A 17,151-nucleotide genomic window follows, 5' to 3' on the forward strand; every position below is an offset into this window, starting at 1 on the left:
CGTGTCGATTGCCTAAGACGTTGAAATGACCCCGCATTCTACGGGGGCGAAACGAAAGCGTACAGGATGCCGCAGCGCGGGCCAGTTGTCAGCCAAGAAAAAGCCCGGCGTGGTCGCCGGGCTTTTCAAGTGCGGGGCACTGCAAGCCAGGCTTACAGAATGCTCAGCGGGTACTCGACGATCAGACGCAGTTCGTCGATCGAGCTCGAACCGTAGTACACGCCATCCGAAGAGCGGTAGGTCGCTTGACGCACGCGGAAGCTCAGGTCCTTGGCCGGGCCTTGCTGCATGACGTACTTGACGTCGATGTCGCGTTCCCATTCCTTGCCGTTGTCGGTGGTGGCCGTAGTTGCGCCAGTGCCGCGGGCATAGCGGGTCATGAAGGTCAGGCCTGGGATGCCGAACTCGGCGAAGTTCAGGTCGTAGCGTGCCTGCCAGGACTTCTCGTCTTCGGCGTTGAAGTCGGAACGGGCGATGGAGTTGGCGAGGAACACGGTGCCGCCGCCATCGATGCCGTATGCGTAGTCACCGTCGCCGGTGACTTTCTGGTAGGCCAGGGTGAAGGTATGAGCGCCGATGTTGTACGCGCCGGACAGGCTGGCGGCGATGTTGTCGAGCTTGTTGCTGCCGTCGGCCTTGGCGACTGCTGCGCCTGTACGGTTTTCACCGATCGACTTGGTGTCATAGATGTTGAAGTCGAACACCAGGCCTTGGTTGTCGCTGATCGGCAGTGCCCAGTTGACGTTGCCGTAGAACTTGCGGAAGTGGTCTTCGACGCGCGAGTAGTACAGGCTGGTGCTGAGGCCGTCAGTGATGGAATAGGTGCCACCAAATACGTTGGCTTCGGTCAGGCCTGGGTTTTTCCGGCCGGTGACGCTGTTGCGACCGCCGATGCTGTCCTTGTAGGACTGGGCCTGGGCGTTCAGGCGGGTGAAGTGACCGGCGTTCAGCTCGAGGCCGTTGATTTCCTTGCTGGTCAGCATGAAGCCTTCGGCGACTTCAGGCAGCAGACGGCTGTCGTCGGTAGCGAAGACTGGCAGCGAAGTGAATTGGCCACCGTATTTGAGAGTGGTGTTGGAGATACGCGCTTTGACCGCACCGTGACCTTCGGAGAAGCTGTCCTGAGAGGCGCCGTCGGAGCCGGTTGGGAACAGGCCGGTACCGGAAGTGCCTTTACCGCCGTCCAGTTTCAAACCCAGCAGGCCGATGGCATCGAAACCAACGCCTACAGTGCCCTGGGTGAAGCCCGACTCGAACGTACCGATGAAGCCTTGGCCCCACTCTGCCGAACGGCTCTTGGGGCCTTCGTTGTTACGGAAGTCACGGCTGAAGTACAGGTTACGCAGTTTGACGCCGAGTTGGCTGTCTTCAACGAAACCCTTGGACTCATCTTGCGAAGAGGCGGTGGCCAGTTGCGAGGTGCTTGCCGCAACGGCCAGGGCGATCATGCTCCACTTCATCACGCGCATCGTGATTTGCTCCTTTGGTTTTTAGGAAGAGTACCGCTGCGCCCGGGTTTTAATTATATGGGGCAGCTCTTTCTTGTTGTGTCGGCGCGAAGGTATATCACGCTGACTCTTTATTTGGCGATATGCCTAAAGCAACTTTTCACAAACTTTATGACATGTCGCTTGTAACTAATTCCATGTCGCATATAACGCCCCGAACAGCAGGCATATATGCCTGCGCTTCGCTCCCGTCCCCCGTTGATACAGGCGCGGTACTCCTTGGTAGTGCCTCGGCGCTGTGTCTGTCGGCTGGTCTTGCTCACTGCAGGTGTCGTGCCGACTTGGCGTTGAAGGAATGCAACAAGCGTGCTCATTTTCACATCGAGTTGATGAATTTTTCACATTTGCCTGCTCGCCCCCAGGCAAACCGCTGTAAATACGGGCGTTGAGCTGTCTGATGGTGTGCCAGAACTCGGCGGTTGAACTGACTGTAAGGTTGCTAACTAAACCAATGTGTTACCGCCAATTGTTCATCCTGAGTATTTTTATTGGGAACCGGCGTTATGTGCCGTGACGACTGGCTCTATTTTGGTGCGAAAAGTAGCGCTCTGTTACCGCGGCGGTGCAGGGCAGCTGCGCAAGCAAGCTAAAGCGCGGCTGCAGCGCCCGATTTCATGCCTGTTGCGGCGAAGCAAGGTATCCTCCGCGCACCATGCCTGCGTTGCGCAGGCGAACTGATTGAAGGAGATTTGCCGTGTTCGTCCTGGATCCGCGTTTGCAGCAGGATTGCCTGGTGCTGGGAGATTTCCCGCTGTGTCGGCTGCTGTTGAGTAAAGACGCCAATTATCCGTGGTTCATTCTCGTGCCGCGGCAAGCCGACGTCAGCGAGCTGTTTGACCTCACGGCAGCCGACCAGCAGCAGCTGTGGCAAGAAACCACCTGCCTGGCCAATTCGCTCAAACAGGAATTTGCTGCCGACAAGATGAACGTGGCGACCTTGGGCAACGTGGTCAGCCAACTGCATATGCACGTGATCGTGCGCCACCGCAACGATGCTGCCTGGCCTGCGCCAGTGTGGGGCAAGGTTACGGCTGCGGAGTACAGCGAGGAGCAACTCGCACAGCTTCGCCAGCGCCTGCGCTCGGCGTTGAACAACAATGACTTCAAGGAGGCGTGAGCTGATGTCTCTGGAATCGCAAATCATCGACCTGGAAACCCGGCAGGCGTTTCAGGATGACGCGCTGCAGGAGCTCAATGATGTGGTGGTCGAACAGGGGCGGGTGATCAATCGTCTGCAGCTGCAGATGGCCGCGCTGATCAAGCGTTACGAGGAGATGGTCGGGCAGTATGGCAGCGAAGGTGAAGAAGCGCCGCCGCCTCATTACTGAGGGTGGGTACCTTGCGGGTGCATAGCGCCCGCAAGGCCTTTGCTGTCAGCGGCGCGAGACCGCGATCACGTCTTCGGCCTGCAGGCCCTTGTCGCGGTGCATGACCGAGAACTCCACGCGTTGGCCTTCGACCAGTACGCGGTGGCCGTCGCCACGGATGGCGCGAAAGTGCACGAAGATATCGTCGCCGGAGTCGCGCGAGATAAAGCCGAAGCCTTTCGAGGTATTAAACCACTTGACGGTGCCGGTATCGCGCTTGCTGCCTTCCTGGGCTGCGCCGCCAGTATTGCGCGAGCGACCGCTGCTGCGGCTGAAGCCGGCAACCAGGTGTGCCAGGACTGCCAGGGCAGCGCACAGCAGTGCAGGCAGGTTGCCCAACTCAGGCCGTACCAGCACGGTTACGGTTTGCAGGACAACCGCCAGCACTAGCAAGGCGCTGGCCAGGTATTGCAATTGCAAGCGCGCGCCGCGGTAATAAAGCGGCACGACCGGCGCCAGCAGCAGGTTGAGCAGGCCGAGCAAGGCCAGGTACACGGCCTCCGGTTGCTGCAGGAAGGGAATTGCCTCGGTGCGAAGGCTTGGTATGAGCGACAGCAGCAAGGCTGCTACGCCCGTCACCAGATGGACGATCTTGAACATTTGGGTTGGCTCACGTTTATAAGGTCAATCACAGGAAGAGCGGGCAGCACGGTGCGCATGAGAGAGAAAGCGCGGTCACGAAGCTGGCCTGCCTATGCATCCGGCATTAACAATCCGCACGGATGGCACCCTGCCTATTTAACAGCAAAGGCGCGGTGAGCTCAAACCGGGCGGATGGCGGGTGTGATCGATTGCCCTGGGTCACATGCAGGCGCAGGCAAGTCTTGATACAGTGACCCTTCATCCGCTTGACTACGCAAGCCATATGAAAAGGGGAGCTTCATGGCAATCGATATCGGTATCAGTGAAGAAGATCGCAAGTCCATCGTCGATGGGCTGTCCCGTTTGTTGTCGGACACCTATGTGCTGTATCTGAAAACCCATAACTTTCATTGGAACGTTACCGGTCCGGCGTTCCGTACCCTGCACCTGATGTTCGAAGAGCAGTACAACGAGCTGGCCCTGGCGGTTGACTCGATCGCCGAGCGAATCCGTGCGCTGGGCTTCCCGGCGCCTGGTTCCTACGCGTTCTATGCCCGCCACTCGTCGATCAAGGAAGAGGAGGGCGTGCCGCCTGCTGATGAGATGATCCGTCAGTTGGTCGACGGGCAGGAGGCGGTCACGCGCACCGCACGCAGTATTTTCCCGGTAGTCGACAAGGTCAGTGACGAGCCAACGGCGGACCTGCTGACCCAGCGTATGCAGGTGCACGAGAAAACCGCGTGGATGCTGCGCTCGTTGCTCGAAGGTAAATAAAATGTCCAAACCGCCCTGCGCCGTGAAGCGCAGGGCGGGTGTGAACTGCACGCGCAGGCGGAAAATTTTGCCGCTGCTCATGCTCCGCCTCGCGGCGCTTCATTACACGCCATGGTTCATGTCTCCAGCACATGAATGGATCCCCTTGGCGATGGAGTGGCAGCAGTGGATATCAGGGTGCAGAGCAGCAAGCGCAATGTGTGTCAGGGACATTGGCCGGGCAAGGCCTGTGTCGATCCCTTCGCGGCGGACTTCGACATGCTGCAGGTGCAGCCGGTGTCGCGGTCGGTCAGGCTCAATGGCTTTGCCACCTGCCTGCGCCTGGAGGATGTTTATTGGCAGATACTGCAGCGAATTGCCGAGGTCAATCAGTGCTCGGTCAGTGCGGTGTTGTCCTATATTGACCGCGAAGTTCACCTGCGCCACGGCGGGGTGCGCAACTTCAGCGGCCTGGTCCGAGTGATCTGCGTTGCCTGGCTACGCGATCCGCCAAGCGAGCGTTGAGTGCCGGGCGGGCTGCACTGACCTCTCTAACCATATATAATGCCGGTTTTTGCTGCCCCGGCAGCCAGCATTATGGTTTGCGAGAGATCCCCGTGCCCCTTTACGACTATCAATGTGCAGCCTGCAACCATCAGCTTGAGGCGTTGCAGAAGATCAGCGCCGCGCCGTTGACTGATTGTCCGGCCTGCCAGGCGCCGGAATTGAAGAAGCAATTGTCCGTTCCAGGTTTTCGCCTCAGTGGCACTGGCTGGTACGAAACCGACTTCAAAACCGGGGCAAAAAAGAATCTGGCAGGCGGCGACAAGGCCGACTGAGTTGAATTGCAATGTCCGGGTCTTGCAGTATTAGCCCTCTGGGCGGCCAAGGCCTCCATCGAATACACGAATCACGAGAAGCGAACCACCATCATGATGCGCAGCCAATATTGCGGCCAACTGAACGAGAGCCTGGACGGCCAGGAAGTCACCCTTTGCGGCTGGGTCCATCGTCGCCGCGACCACGGCGGGGTGATTTTCCTCGATATCCGTGACCGCGAAGGCATGGCCCAGGTCGTGTTCGACCCGGATCGCGCCGAAACCTTCGCCGCCGCCGACCGCGTGCGCAGCGAATACGTCGTGCAGATCACCGGTAAAGTACGCAAGCGCCCCGAAGGTGCAGTCAACGCCAACATGGCGTCGGGCGGCATCGAAGTACTGGGTTACGAGCTGACCGTACTCAACGAAGCTGAAACCCCGCCGTTCCCGTTGAACGAATACTCCGACGTCGGCGAAGAAACCCGCCTGCGTTATCGCTTCATCGACCTGCGTCGTCCGGAAATGGCCGAGAAGCTGCGTCTGCGTTCGCGCATCACCACCAGCATCCGCCGCTTCCTCGACGAAAACGGCTTCCTCGACGTTGAAACACCGATCCTGACCCGTGCCACCCCAGAAGGTGCACGCGACTACCTGGTGCCAAGCCGTACCCACGCCGGCAGCTTCTTCGCCCTGCCGCAATCACCGCAGCTGTTCAAGCAGTTGCTGATGGTGGCCGGCTTTGACCGTTACTACCAGATCGCCAAGTGCTTCCGCGACGAAGACTTGCGTGCCGACCGCCAGCCGGAATTCACCCAGATCGACATCGAGACCAGCTTCCTCGACGAGTCCGAGATCATGGGCCTCACCGAGAGCATGATCCGCAAGCTGTTCAAGGAGGTGCTGGACCTGGAGTTCGGCGAATTCCCGCACATGACCTTCGAAGAGGCCATGCGCCGCTACGGTTCCGACAAGCCAGACCTGCGTAACCCGCTGGAACTGGTCGACGTTGCCGACCAGCTGAAAGATGTCGACTTCAAGGTCTTCGCCGGCCCGGCCAACGACCCGAAGTGCCGCGTCACCGCCCTGCGTCTGCCAGGCGGCGCGAGCATGCCGCGCAGCAAGATCGACGAGTACACCAAGTTCGTTGGCATCTATGGTGCCAAGGGCCTGGCCTACATCAAGGTCAACGAGCGCGCCAAGGGCGTCGAGGGCCTGCAGTCGCCGATCGTCAAGAACATCCCTGAGGCCAATCTCAACGTGATCCTCGATCGCGTCGGTGCGGTTGATGGCGACATCGTGTTCTTCGGTGCCGACAAGTTCAAGGTGGTCAGCGAAGCCCTGGGTGCACTGCGGATCAAGGTCGGCAATGACTTCAACCTGCTCACCTGCGAATGGGCGCCTATGTGGGTCGTCGACTTCCCGATGTTCGACGAGAACGAAGACGGCAGCTTCAGCGCCTTGCACCATCCGTTCACTGCACCCAAGTGCACCCCGGAAGAGCTCGAGGCCAACCCGGCCACCGCCCTGTCGCGCGCCTATGACATGGTGCTCAACGGCACCGAACTGGGTGGCGGTTCGATCCGTATTCACCGCAAGGAGATGCAACAGGCGGTGTTCCGTCTGCTCGGTATCGAAGCTGCAGAACAGGAAGAGAAGTTCGGCTTTCTGCTCGACGCGCTGAAGTTCGGTGCACCGCCGCACGGCGGCCTGGCCTTCGGTCTGGACCGTCTGGTGATGCTGATGACCGGCGCTCAGTCGATTCGTGAAGTGATCGCCTTCCCGAAAACCCAGAGCGCTGCCTGCGTCATGACCCAGGCTCCGGGCCTGGTCGATGCCAAGGCGCTGCGTGAGCTGCACATCCGTCTGCGCGAGCAGACCAAGGTCGAGTAAAACCGACCCGGGTGCGCCCGTGAGGTCGCGCCCTCGAATTTATCGCGTTCCGCCCTTCGGGGCGGAACCTGTTTGTGGATCAAGGATTCGGAGTCGATATGGCTGGTCATTCCAAGTGGGCGAACATCAAGCACCGCAAAGAGCGCCAGGATGCCAAGAGAGGCAAGGTCTTCACCAAGTGGATCCGCGAGCTGACGGTCGCGGCCAAGCAGGGCGGCGCCGATCCAGCGTCCAACCCGCGCTTGCGACTGGCGCTGGACAAGGCCCTCGGTGCCAACATGAGCCGCGACATCATTGATCGGGCAGTTGCCCGCGGCGCCGGCACCAACGAAAGCGACAACGTCGAAGAACTCAGCTACGAGGGTTACGGCCCCGGCGGCGTGGCGATCATGGTCGAAACCATGACCGACAACCGCAACCGTACTGCAGCGGCTGTGCGTCATGCCTTCACCAAATGCGGCGGCAACCTGGGTACCGACGGTTCAGTGGCCTATCTGTTCGAGCGCAAGGGCCAGATCAGCTTCGCCCCAGGCGTCGACGAAGATGCCCTGATGGAAGCGGCCATGGAAGCCGACGCCGATGACGTGGTCAGCAATGACGACGGCTCGTTCGAGGTGTTCACCTCGTTCAACAGCTTTTATGCCGTGCGCAACGCGCTGGAAGAAGCCGGGTTCAAGGCCGCCGACGCCGAAATCGTGATGCAGCCGACCACCAGTGCCGAGCTCGATCGCGATGGCGCTGAAAAAGTCCTCAAGCTGATCGACATGCTCGAAGACCTGGACGACGTGCAGAACGTCTATTCCAATGCGCAGATCTCCGATGAGGTCCTCGAGCAGCTAGGCTGATGCAGGCGTTTCAAGCCAGCAGGGCCTGACTGCGCCAAGCGTGTTTTCATTTTCAACTTGCAGGCCCTATGACTCTGATTCTTGGTATCGACCCCGGTTCGCGCATCACCGGTTTTGGCGTGGTCCGCCAGACCGCCCGGGGCTGCGAGTATGTGGCGTCGGGGTGTATTCGTACGGGCGCCGGCGAGTTGTCCGAGCGACTGCAGATCATCTTCCGTGGTGTCAGCGAGATCATTCGCCAGCACGGCCCGGTTACCATGGGCATCGAACGGGTGTTCATGGCGCGCAATCCGGATTCGGCGCTCAAGCTCGGCCAGGCCCGTGGTGCAGCCATCGTGGCCGGTGCCGAGGCTGGCCTTGAGATCGCCGAATACAGCGCCACCCAGGTCAAGCAGGCGGTGGCAGGGACCGGCGCGGCCAACAAAGACCAGGTCATGTTGATGGTCATGCACTTGCTCAAGCTGACGCAAAAGCCGCAGATCGACGCCTCTGACGCCCTGGCTATCGCCCTCTGTCATGCGCACACCCGCTCCAGCCTGATCCCCCACGGCTTGACCACTGCGCGCAAGCGCGGCGGACGCTTGCGTCTGTAACCGCTTCATGCGCTGATACACATTTTGGCCGGGTGAAACGTTCACTCGACGCATTTGCTGATAGGGTTGACCGGTCTGTGGCCGGCGCTCGAAAGGAAGGATCGAAACGTGATTGGACGTTTGCGCGGCACCCTGGCGGAAAAACAACCGCCGCATCTGATTATCGACGTCAACGGCCTGGGCTATGAACTCGAAGTGCCGATGACCACCCTGTATCGCCTGCCCAAGGTTGGCGAGCCGGTGACCCTGCATACCCACCTGGTGGTGCGTGAAGACGCCCATCTGCTCTACGGCTTTGGCGAAAAGCGCGAGCGCGAGCTGTTCCGTGAGCTGATCCGTCTCAACGGCGTCGGCCCCAAGCTGGCGCTGGCGCTGATGTCCGGGCTGGAAATCGACGAGTTGGTGCGCTGCGTGCAGGCGCAGGATGCCTCGGTGCTGGTGCGCGTGCCTGGGGTTGGCAAAAAGACTGCCGAGCGCCTGCTGGTCGAGCTCAAGGACCGCTTCAAGGCCTGGGAGACTTCCTCGTCGATGTTCACTCTGGTGTCCGACGGCCCGGCGCCGGTCGGTGGCGCGTCCACCGCCGAAGCCGATGCGGTCAGTGCGCTGGTGTCGCTGGGCTACAAGCCTCAGGAAGCCAGCAAGGCTATCTCGCTGATCAAAGACAAGGCCGGCCTGAGCAGCGAAGACCTGATCCGCCGCAGCCTGCAAGGGATGATTAGCAAGTGATCGAAACCGACCGCCTGATCGCCGCTTCCGGACGCGACCGCGAAGAAGTCCAGGACCGCGCGATTCGCCCGCTGAGCCTTGATGAATACATCGGCCAGCCGGTGGTGCGCGACCAGATGGGCCTGTTCATCCAGGCAGCCCGTGGCCGCAACGAGTCGCTTGATCACACCCTGATCTTCGGTCCGCCGGGCCTGGGTAAGACCACCCTGGCCAACATCATCGCGCACGAGATGGGTGTTTCGGTGAAGAGCACTTCAGGGCCTATTCTCGAGCGGCCCGGTGATCTGGCGGCTATGCTGACCAATCTCGAGCCGCACGATGTGCTGTTCATCGACGAAATTCACCGGCTCTCGCCGATTGTCGAAGAAGTGCTGTACCCGGCGATGGAAGACTTCCAGCTCGACATCATGATCGGTGAGGGCCCCGCCGCGCGCTCGATCAAGCTTGATCTGCCGCCGTTCACCCTGGTCGGCGCGACCACCCGAGCGGGCATGCTGACCAACCCCTTGCGCGACCGCTTCGGCATTGTTCAGCGCCTGGAGTTCTACAGCGACAAGGACCTGGCCACCATCGTTACCCGTTCGGCGGGCATTCTTGGCCTGGTCATCGATGATCTGGGCGCCTTCGAGATTGCTCGGCGTGCCCGCGGTACGCCGCGGATTGCCAACCGCCTGCTGCGCCGGGTGCGCGACTACGCCCAGGTACGCGGCAAGGGCGAGATCACCAAGGCGGTGGCGGACCTGGCGCTGAATCTGCTTGATGTCGACGAGCGTGGCTTCGATCACTCCGACCGGCGTCTGCTGCTGACCATGATCGAGAAGTTCGATGGCGGCCCGGTCGGGGTCGATAACCTGGCCGCTGCCATCAGCGAAGAGCGCCATACCATCGAAGACGTGCTCGAGCCGTACCTGATCCAGCAGGGCTACATCATGCGTACGCCGCGTGGCCGCGTGGTCACGCGACATGCCTACCTGCACTTTGGCCTGAACCTGCCCGGGCGGTTGGCCGACCCGGCGGATTTTTCCGATGTAGTCGATGAATGACAGATCAAAAGGCGGTTTCCGTGGTCCTACCGCTGGCATGCCCATGGCGCGCTGGCACCAAGACATTACCGAATGCAAAAACACTTGCCGGGCGGATTGGCAAGCCGAGGAGTAAGCACTAGAGTATGCGCGCGCAAAATGGGCTTGAATCGTTCGCACACCGCTGTCGCGTCTATTACGAAGATACCGACGCAGGCGGCGTGGTGTATTACGTCAACTACCTGAAATTCATGGAGCGTGCGCGCACCGAGCGGTTGCGTCACCTGGGTTTCTCCCAGCATCAACTGGCCGGGGAGAATCTGCTGTTCGTGGTTCACTCCACCGAGGCGCGCTACCACGCGCCGGCGCGCCTGGATGACGAGTTGCGGGTCACCGCAGAAGTCGTCGAGGTGAACCGCGCCAGCCTGCGCTTCGTGCAGCAGGTGTGGCGAGAACAAGATGCAAAGCTGCTCTGTGAGGGGCAGTTCCTGGTGGCCGCTGTGCGCGCCGACACTTTCAAACCCCGAGCCATCCCCCCAGCGCTGCGCGACGCCTTCCTGGCGGGCGGCACGGGTACTCAATCGAATGCAGGAGAATAAGCGTGGAAGCTAACGTCGTCGACCATACCTCCATGTGGAGTCTGGTCAGCAATGCCAGCATCGTGGTGCAGCTGGTAATGCTGATTCTGGTGGCCGCCTCGGTCACTTCATGGATCATGATCTTTCAGCGCAGCACAATGCTGCGCGCCGGTCGTCGTGCGCTGGATGCCTTCGAGGAGCGCTTCTGGTCGGGCATTGATTTGTCCAAGCTGTACCGTCAGGCAGGTAGCAACCCGGACCCGGATTCGGGTGTGGAGCAGGTGTTCCGTGCCGGCTTCAAGGAATTCTCGCGTCTGCGTCAGCAGCCGGGGGTCGACCCGGATGCGGTCATGGAAGGCGTTGGCCGAGCCATGCGCGTAGCCATCTCGCGTGAAGAAGAGAAGCTCGAGCAGAGCCTGCCATTCCTTGCCACCGTCGGTTCCACCAGCCCGTACATCGGCCTGTTCGGTACTGTATGGGGCATCATGAACTCGTTCCGCGGCCTGGCTTCTGCCCAGCAGGCGACCCTGGCCACCGTAGCGCCGGGCATCGCCGAGGCATTGATTGCCACAGCGATCGGCCTGTTCGCCGCGATCCCGGCCGTTATCGCCTACAACCGTTTCGCCGCACGCAGCGAAACGCTGATCGGCCGTTACTACACCTTCGCCGACGAGTTCCAGGCGATCCTGCACCGCAAAGTGCACACCAGCGAAGAGTAATCAGGTAGAAACCCATGGCCCGAGTTCGCCACAAACGCAAGCCCGTCGCCGAGATGAACGTGGTGCCCTACATCGACGTGATGCTGGTGCTGCTGGTCATCTTCATGGTGACGGCCCCGATGCTCAACCAGGGGGTCAAGGTCGACCTGCCCAAGGTTTCCAGCGAAGCCTTGCCGCAGGACAACAACGTCCAGATCCTTACCATCTCGATCAAGGCCGACAAGACCTATTACTGGAACCTTGGCAGCGAGGTCGATACCGACAAACAGATGGACAAGGCCATGACCTTGCCGGACATGACCAACGCTGTGACCAAGATCATTGCTGCTGGTCGCGACCAGGGCAAGCAAACCCAGGTCTTCATCCGTGGCGACAAGTCCGTCGATTACGGCTCGGTCATGGGCGCCATGGGCGGGTTGCAGAAGGCCGGTGTCGGTAACGTTGGCCTGATTACCGAGGCGCCCTGATGCAACAGCGAGAGCCATCTGCCTCGGAAAGCTACTTCTGGCCCAGTGTCTGGGCCATCGGCTTGCATGTCGTGGTGTTTGCGATGCTGTTCGTCAGCTTTGCCATGACCCCTGAGCTGCCGCCGTCCAAGCCGATCGTTCAGGCTACGCTGTACCAGCTCAAGTCCAAGAGTCAGGCCACTACCCAGACCAATCAGAAGATTGCCGGGGAGGCGAAGAAAACCGCTTCGCGCCAGACTGAAGTCGAACAGCTGGAACAGAAGAAGGTCGAACAGGAGGCCGTGAAGGCCGCGGAACAAAAGAAAGCCGACGCGGATCAAAAAGCCGAAGCTGCTCGCGAAGCGGCAGAAGCCAAAAAAGCCGAAGAAGCTGCCAAGACTGCTGAAGCCAAGAAGGCCGCCGAGGCCAAGAAAGCTGAAGAGGCGAAAAAAGCCGCTGAAAAACAGCAGGCCGACATCGCCAAGAAGAAGGCGGAAGAAGAGGCCAAGAAAAAGGCCGACGAAGAAGCCAAGAAAGACGCAGCTGAAGAGGCGAAGAAGAAAGCCGCCGAAGAAGCCAAGAAAAAAGCCGCCGAGGATGCCAAGAAGAAAACGGCAGCCGAGGAGGCGAAGAAGAAAGCAGCTGAAGAGGCCAAGAAAAAGGCCGCTGCAGATGCCCAGAAGAAAAAAGCCCAGGATGCAGCTCGCAAGGCGGCAGAAGACAAGAAAGCCCAGGCCCTGGCCGAGCTGTTGTCCGATACCACCGAGCGCCAGCAGGCACTGGCTGACGAGCAGGGCGACCAGGTAGCCGGTGATTTCGACGACCTGATCCGCATGCGCGCTGCAGAAGGTTGGGCCCGTCCCCCTTCGGCACGCAAAGGCATGACGGTCGTGCTGCAGATCAACATGCTGCCTGATGGCACCATCACCAACGTCAGTGTGGCCCGCGCCAGTGGCGACGGTCCGTTTGATGCTTCGGCGGTGGCAGCGGTGAAGAACATTGGTCGACTGACCGAAATGCAGGGCTTGAAGCCGAGTGATTTCAATGCGTATCGCTCGTTCAAGATGACATTTACACCTGAGGATCTAGCGCTGTGATTAAACTCTTTCGAGGGCTGCTGGTCATGCTCTGCTGCGTGGCAGGTATGGCCGTAGCAGAGGAAAAGAACATCCTGGTCACCAGCGGTAGCGATCGGGCCACGCCCATCGCGGTAGTACCGTTCGGCCTGCAGGGTGGCAGCGTGCTGCCAGAAGACATGGCCGACATCATCGGCAATGACCTGCGCAACTCTGGCTACTACTCGCCGATTCCAAAGCAGAACATGATCAGCCAGCCAAGCCAGGCCAGCGAAGTCATCTTCCGCGACTGGAAAGCCCTGGGCGCCCAGTACGTCATGGTTGGCAGCATCGTGCCGTCCGGCGGCCGTCTGCAGGTGCAGTACGCCCTGTTCAACGTAGCCACCGAGCAGCAAGTGCTGACCGGTAGCGTTGCCGGTACTGTCGACCAACTGCGCGACATGTCGCACTACATCGCTGACCAGTCGTTCGAGAAGCTCACCGGCATCAAGGGTGCGTTCTCCACTCGTATGCTGTACGTGACTGCCGAGCGCTTCTCTGCCAACAATACCCGCTACACCCTGCAGCGTTCGGATTACGACGGGGCCCGTGCAGTGACCCTGCTGCAGTCGCGTGAGCCGATTCTGTCGCCACGCTTCGCGCCGGATGGCAAGCGCATCGCCTATGTGTCGTTCGAGCAGCGTCGCCCACGTATCTTTGTCCAGCACATCGATACCGGTCGCCGTGAGCAGATCACCAACTTCGAAGGCCTCAACGGTGCGCCAGCCTGGTCGCCGGATGGTTCGCGCCTGGCGTTCGTGCTGTCCAAGGACGGCAACCCGGACATCTATGTGATGAACATGGGTTCGCGCGCGATCAGCCGCGTAACTGCCGGCCCTGGTATCAACACCGAGCCGTTCTGGGGTAAAGACGGCAACACCCTGTACTTCACCTCCGACCGTGGCGGCAAGCCGCAGATCTACAAAACTTCGGTCAGTGGCGGTTCCGCCGAGCGTGTAACGTTCGTGGGTAACTACAATGCCAACCCGAAACTTTCGGCGGACGAGAAGACCCTGGTGATGATTCACCGCCAACAAGGCTTCACCAACTTCAAAGTGGCGGCCCAGGACTTGCAACGTGGAAGTGTAAAGATTCTCTCAGAGACCAGTCTTGACGAGTCCCCCACTGTTGCGCCCAACGGCACCATGCTAATCTACGCCACCCGCCAGCAGGGCCGGGGAGTCTTGATGCTCGTCTCTCTCAACGGACGCGTGAGGCTCCCGCTTCCTACCGCGCAAGGCGAAGTCAGAGAACCGTCCTGGTCCCCTTACCTGAACTGATTGCGGCGTTACACCGTTTTGCTTAACACACTGGGGTTTCATTAGGAGTTTCACGATGGAAATGCTGAAGTTTGGTAAATTCGCTGCGCTGGCTCTGGCCATGGCTGTAGCTGTAGGTTGCTCTTCCAAAGGTGGCGACAACGCCGGCGAAGGCGCTGCTGTAGATCCTAACGCTGGTTACGGTGCCAACACTGGCGCTGTTGACGGTAGCCTGAGCGAAGAAGCCGCCCTGCGCGCAATCACCACCTTCTACTTCGAATACGACAGCTCGGACCTGAAGCCAGAAGCCATGCGCGCTCTGGATGTTCACGCCAAGGACCTGAAGTCCAACGGCAGCCGTGTTGTTCTGGAAGGCAACACCGACGAGCGTGGTACTCGCGAGTACAACATGGCTCTGGGTGAGCGTCGCGCCAAAGCCGTACAGCGTTACCTGGTTCTGCAGGGCGTTTCCCCTGCACAGCTGGAACTGGTTTCCTACGGTGAAGAGCGTCCAGTTGCCACCGGCAACGACGAGCAATCCTGGGCTCAGAACCGTCGCGTAGAACTGCGTAAGTAAGTCCTATGCGTACGTGCCGCCGTGCTTTGACCGTCCTCGCACTCAGCCTGCCCTTCACGGCGTGGGCTGCAGTCCCTGTAGTAGATGACAACGCGAGCAGTTATCCGCCCGCGGGTTATGGCACGAGCGGCGCCTATGCCGGAGCAGGGGCTTCAACCCCTGCTTCTGCACAGGGTCAGTTGTTCATGCAGCTGCAACAGATGCAGGATCAGATTTCCCGCCAGCAAGGCATCATCGAAGAGTTGCAAAACGATGTGTCGCGCATGAAGCAGGAAAACCTGGAGCGATACCAGGATCTGGACCGTCGCATTTCAAGTGGTGCCGCGCCTGCCGCGACTCCCGATAATTCTTCAACCGGTGGCGCATCCAATGCTGCTACCGGTGCAGCAGCCGGCGCCGCTGGCGCTGCTGCGCAACAACCGGCCGCGGGTAGCGAGCCGGCTGATCCGGCGAAAGAGAAGCTCTATTACGATGCTGCTTTCGACCTGATCAAGCAGAAGGACTTCGACAAGGCCAGCCAGGCGTTTACCGCCTTCCTGCGCAAATACCCTAACAGCCAGTATGCCGGCAACGCGCAATACTGGCTGGGTGAGGTGAACCTGGCTAAGGGCGACCTGCAAGGTGCAGCTCAAGCGTTTGCCAAGGTCAGCCAGTCGTATCCGAAGCACAGCAAGGTGCCTGACTCCTTGTACAAGCTGGCCGACGTCGAACGTCGCCTGGGTCGTACCGACAAGGTCAAAGGCATTCTGCAGCAAGTGGTTACTCAGTACCCCGGCACCTCCGCCGCGCAACTGGCGCAACGCGACCTGCAAAAGCTCTAAGTAGCCCGTTTGTGAGAAAACCCGCGCCTGGCGCGGGTTTTTTCGTTAGACTCTTGGCCCTTTTACGTAAACACGCTGCTGCGGATAACGCCTTGTCGAGTCCGCGACAGTGCCTGACGGAGGCGGACAGCCTGTTTAGCTGTCACGCCCGTGGCGATCATGCAAGATACCTTACGCATCACCGAAGTCTTTTACTCGTTGCAGGGTGAAACGCGCACGGCTGGCCTGCCCACTGTGTTCGTTCGCCTGACTGGTTGCCCGTTGCGTTGCCAGTACTGCGACAGCGCCTACGCCTTCACCGGCGGCACGATTCGCAGCCTCGATTCGATCGTGGAGCAGGTGGCGGGCTTTCGTCCGCGGTATATCTGCGTAACCGGCGGCGAGCCGCTGGCTCAGCCCAATGCATTGCCGCTGCTCGAGCGTTTGTGCGATGCAGGCTATGAGGTGTCGCTCGAAACCAGCGGCGCGCTGGATATTTCCAAGGTCGACAGCCGCGTCAGCCGCGTGGTCGATCTGAAGACCCCGGCCTCGGAAGAATCGCACCGCAACCGCTACGAGAACATCGAGCTGCTCACCCGCAATGACCAGGTCAAGTTCGTCATCTGTTCGCGCGAAGACTACGACTGGGCTGTTTCCAAGCTGATCCAGTACAACCTCGATCAGCGCGCAGGCGAAGTGCTGTTCTCGCCTAGCCATCATCAGGTCAGTGCCAGTGATCTGGCTGACTGGATCGTTGCCGACAACCTGCCCGTGCGCTTCCAGTTGCAGCTGCACAAGCTGCTGTGGAATGACGAGCCCGGCCGCTGAAACCCAAGGACCAAGACATGACTGACAAACGCGCGGTAATCCTGCTTTCCGGTGGCCTCGACTCGGCTACCGTGGTCGCCATGGCCCAGGCCGATGGCTACAGCTGCTACACCATGAGTTTTGACTACGGCCAGCGTCATCGCGCCGAGCTCGACGCAGCCGCCCGGGTGGCCCGTGATATGGGTGTGGTCGAGCACAAGGTGATCGGTCTTAACCTCGATGGCATCGGCGGCTCGGCGTTGACCGACAGCAGCATCGACGTGCCTGAGGCGCCTGGCGAAGGCATCCCGGTCACCTACGTGCCCGCGCGCAACACCGTGTTCTTGTCGCTGGCGCTGGGTTGGGCCGAGGTCCTGCAGGCGCGCGATATCTTTATCGGCGTCAACGCGGTGGATTACTCGGGCTACCCGGATTGCCGTCCTGAGTTCGTCGAGGCATTCGAACGCATGGCCAATCTGGCCACCAAGGCCGGTGTCGAAGGGCAGGGCTTCCGCATTCAGGCGCCGCTGCAGAACATGAGCAAGGCGCAGATCGTCCAGGCCGGTGTTGCCCGCGGCGTTGATTACAGTCTGACCGTGTCCTGCTACCAGGCCGATGATCAGGGCCGCGCCTGCCGCAAGTGCGACAGCTGCCGCTTGCGCGCCGACGGCTTCAAGGCCGCTGGTGTGCAAGATCCGACCCGTTACTTTTAAGCCTTTTTGCTGATGGGGTGTTGATTTATCTTT

The 17,151-nt window shown here is 60.3% G+C and carries 21 protein-coding genes; 19 read left to right on the forward strand and 2 right to left on the reverse strand.

Annotated features, from left to right (window positions below; all coding sequences use genetic code 11):
* Positions 1-152: 152 nt before the first annotated feature.
* Positions 153-1,469 (reverse strand): OprD family porin, encoded by a 1,317-nt coding sequence (locus ACQZ2L_RS04680; RefSeq protein ID WP_430324861.1) that lies wholly within the window; start codon positions 1,467-1,469, stop codon positions 153-155.
* A gap of 733 nt (positions 1,470-2,202) precedes the next feature.
* Here ACQZ2L_RS04680 and ACQZ2L_RS04685 point away from each other — a divergent pair.
* Positions 2,203-2,625: an HIT family protein gene (locus ACQZ2L_RS04685; protein ID WP_430324862.1), complete on the forward strand. Its 423-nt coding sequence runs from the start codon at positions 2,203-2,205 to the stop codon at positions 2,623-2,625.
* Positions 2,626-2,629: 4 nt separating this feature from the next.
* A complete protein-coding gene (locus ACQZ2L_RS04690; protein WP_430324863.1) occupies positions 2,630-2,836 on the forward strand; it encodes a SlyX family protein in 207 nt (68 codons plus the stop codon).
* A gap of 45 nt (positions 2,837-2,881) precedes the next feature.
* Here ACQZ2L_RS04690 and ACQZ2L_RS04695 read toward each other — a convergent pair whose 3' ends face one another.
* The gene (locus tag ACQZ2L_RS04695) at positions 2,882-3,475 is read right to left on the reverse strand and encodes a cold shock domain-containing protein (protein WP_181088281.1); all 594 of its coding nucleotides are present in this window, start codon (positions 3,473-3,475) and stop codon (positions 2,882-2,884) included.
* A gap of 282 nt (positions 3,476-3,757) precedes the next feature.
* On the opposite strand from ACQZ2L_RS04695, the gene ACQZ2L_RS04700 reads away from it, so the two are divergent.
* The 17 genes from ACQZ2L_RS04700 to queC all read left to right on the forward strand — a co-directional run bounded on the left by ACQZ2L_RS04700 (position 3,758) and on the right by queC (position 17,118).
* A complete protein-coding gene (locus ACQZ2L_RS04700) occupies positions 3,758-4,231 on the forward strand; it encodes a Dps family protein (RefSeq protein ID WP_181088280.1) in 474 nt (157 codons plus the stop codon).
* A gap of 258 nt (positions 4,232-4,489) precedes the next feature.
* Positions 4,490-4,735 (forward strand): ribbon-helix-helix domain-containing protein, encoded by a 246-nt coding sequence (locus ACQZ2L_RS04705; protein WP_430325157.1) that lies wholly within the window; start codon positions 4,490-4,492, stop codon positions 4,733-4,735.
* Positions 4,736-4,827: 92 nt separating this feature from the next.
* On the forward strand, positions 4,828-5,049 hold the full coding sequence (locus ACQZ2L_RS04710) for an FmdB family zinc ribbon protein (RefSeq protein ID WP_101317401.1): 222 nt from the start codon (positions 4,828-4,830) through the stop codon (positions 5,047-5,049).
* A 93-nt stretch (positions 5,050-5,142) separates the two neighbouring features.
* Entirely contained in the window at positions 5,143-6,918 is a 1,776-nt protein-coding gene (gene aspS, locus ACQZ2L_RS04715; RefSeq protein WP_103436368.1) for an aspartate--tRNA ligase, read from the forward strand.
* Positions 6,919-7,016: 98 nt separating this feature from the next.
* On the forward strand, positions 7,017-7,763 hold the full coding sequence (locus tag ACQZ2L_RS04720) for a YebC/PmpR family DNA-binding transcriptional regulator (protein WP_101317405.1): 747 nt from the start codon (positions 7,017-7,019) through the stop codon (positions 7,761-7,763).
* Between the two features lie 68 nt (positions 7,764-7,831).
* Entirely contained in the window at positions 7,832-8,356 is a 525-nt protein-coding gene (gene ruvC, locus ACQZ2L_RS04725; protein WP_101317407.1) for a crossover junction endodeoxyribonuclease RuvC, read from the forward strand.
* 108 nt (positions 8,357-8,464) lie between these two features.
* Positions 8,465-9,082, forward strand: a complete 618-nt coding sequence (gene ruvA, locus ACQZ2L_RS04730) for a Holliday junction branch migration protein RuvA (RefSeq protein ID WP_101317410.1) — start codon at positions 8,465-8,467, stop codon at positions 9,080-9,082.
* The gene (ruvB, locus tag ACQZ2L_RS04735) at positions 9,079-10,125 is read left to right on the forward strand and encodes a Holliday junction branch migration DNA helicase RuvB (protein WP_103436370.1); all 1,047 of its coding nucleotides are present in this window, start codon (positions 9,079-9,081) and stop codon (positions 10,123-10,125) included. Before ruvA ends, ruvB begins: the two co-directional genes overlap by 4 nt.
* 125 nt (positions 10,126-10,250) lie before the next feature.
* Positions 10,251-10,703 carry a tol-pal system-associated acyl-CoA thioesterase gene (ybgC, locus tag ACQZ2L_RS04740; RefSeq protein WP_430324864.1) on the forward strand — a complete coding sequence of 151 codons (453 nt, stop codon included), beginning with the start codon at positions 10,251-10,253 and terminating at the stop codon, positions 10,701-10,703.
* Between the two features lie 2 nt (positions 10,704-10,705).
* A complete protein-coding gene (gene tolQ, locus ACQZ2L_RS04745) occupies positions 10,706-11,401 on the forward strand; it encodes a protein TolQ (protein WP_430324865.1) in 696 nt (231 codons plus the stop codon).
* A gap of 14 nt (positions 11,402-11,415) precedes the next feature.
* Positions 11,416-11,868 carry a protein TolR gene (tolR, locus tag ACQZ2L_RS04750; protein WP_101317418.1) on the forward strand — a complete coding sequence of 151 codons (453 nt, stop codon included), beginning with the start codon at positions 11,416-11,418 and terminating at the stop codon, positions 11,866-11,868.
* The gene (tolA, locus tag ACQZ2L_RS04755) at positions 11,868-12,944 is read left to right on the forward strand and encodes a cell envelope integrity protein TolA (RefSeq protein WP_430324866.1); all 1,077 of its coding nucleotides are present in this window, start codon (positions 11,868-11,870) and stop codon (positions 12,942-12,944) included. The genes tolR and tolA overlap by 1 nt, the downstream gene beginning before the upstream one ends.
* A 26-nt stretch (positions 12,945-12,970) precedes the next feature.
* Positions 12,971-14,242, forward strand: a complete 1,272-nt coding sequence (gene tolB, locus ACQZ2L_RS04760) for a Tol-Pal system beta propeller repeat protein TolB (protein ID WP_189691595.1) — start codon at positions 12,971-12,973, stop codon at positions 14,240-14,242.
* Positions 14,243-14,297: 55 nt separating this feature from the next.
* Positions 14,298-14,798 carry a peptidoglycan-associated lipoprotein Pal gene (gene pal / locus ACQZ2L_RS04765; protein ID WP_043201913.1) on the forward strand — a complete coding sequence of 167 codons (501 nt, stop codon included), beginning with the start codon at positions 14,298-14,300 and terminating at the stop codon, positions 14,796-14,798.
* A 5-nt stretch (positions 14,799-14,803) separates the two neighbouring features.
* A complete protein-coding gene (gene ybgF, locus ACQZ2L_RS04770) occupies positions 14,804-15,619 on the forward strand; it encodes a tol-pal system protein YbgF (RefSeq protein WP_430324867.1) in 816 nt (271 codons plus the stop codon).
* A gap of 159 nt (positions 15,620-15,778) precedes the next feature.
* Entirely contained in the window at positions 15,779-16,426 is a 648-nt protein-coding gene (gene queE / locus ACQZ2L_RS04775; RefSeq protein WP_150570882.1) for a 7-carboxy-7-deazaguanine synthase QueE, read from the forward strand.
* A gap of 17 nt (positions 16,427-16,443) precedes the next feature.
* Positions 16,444-17,118: a 7-cyano-7-deazaguanine synthase QueC gene (queC, locus tag ACQZ2L_RS04780; protein ID WP_430324868.1), complete on the forward strand. Its 675-nt coding sequence runs from the start codon at positions 16,444-16,446 to the stop codon at positions 17,116-17,118.
* Positions 17,119-17,151 lie beyond the last annotated feature (33 nt).

Source organism: Pseudomonas shirazensis (genome assembly GCF_050496565.1).
Lineage (GTDB): Bacteria > Pseudomonadota > Gammaproteobacteria > Pseudomonadales > Pseudomonadaceae > Aquipseudomonas > Aquipseudomonas shirazensis_A.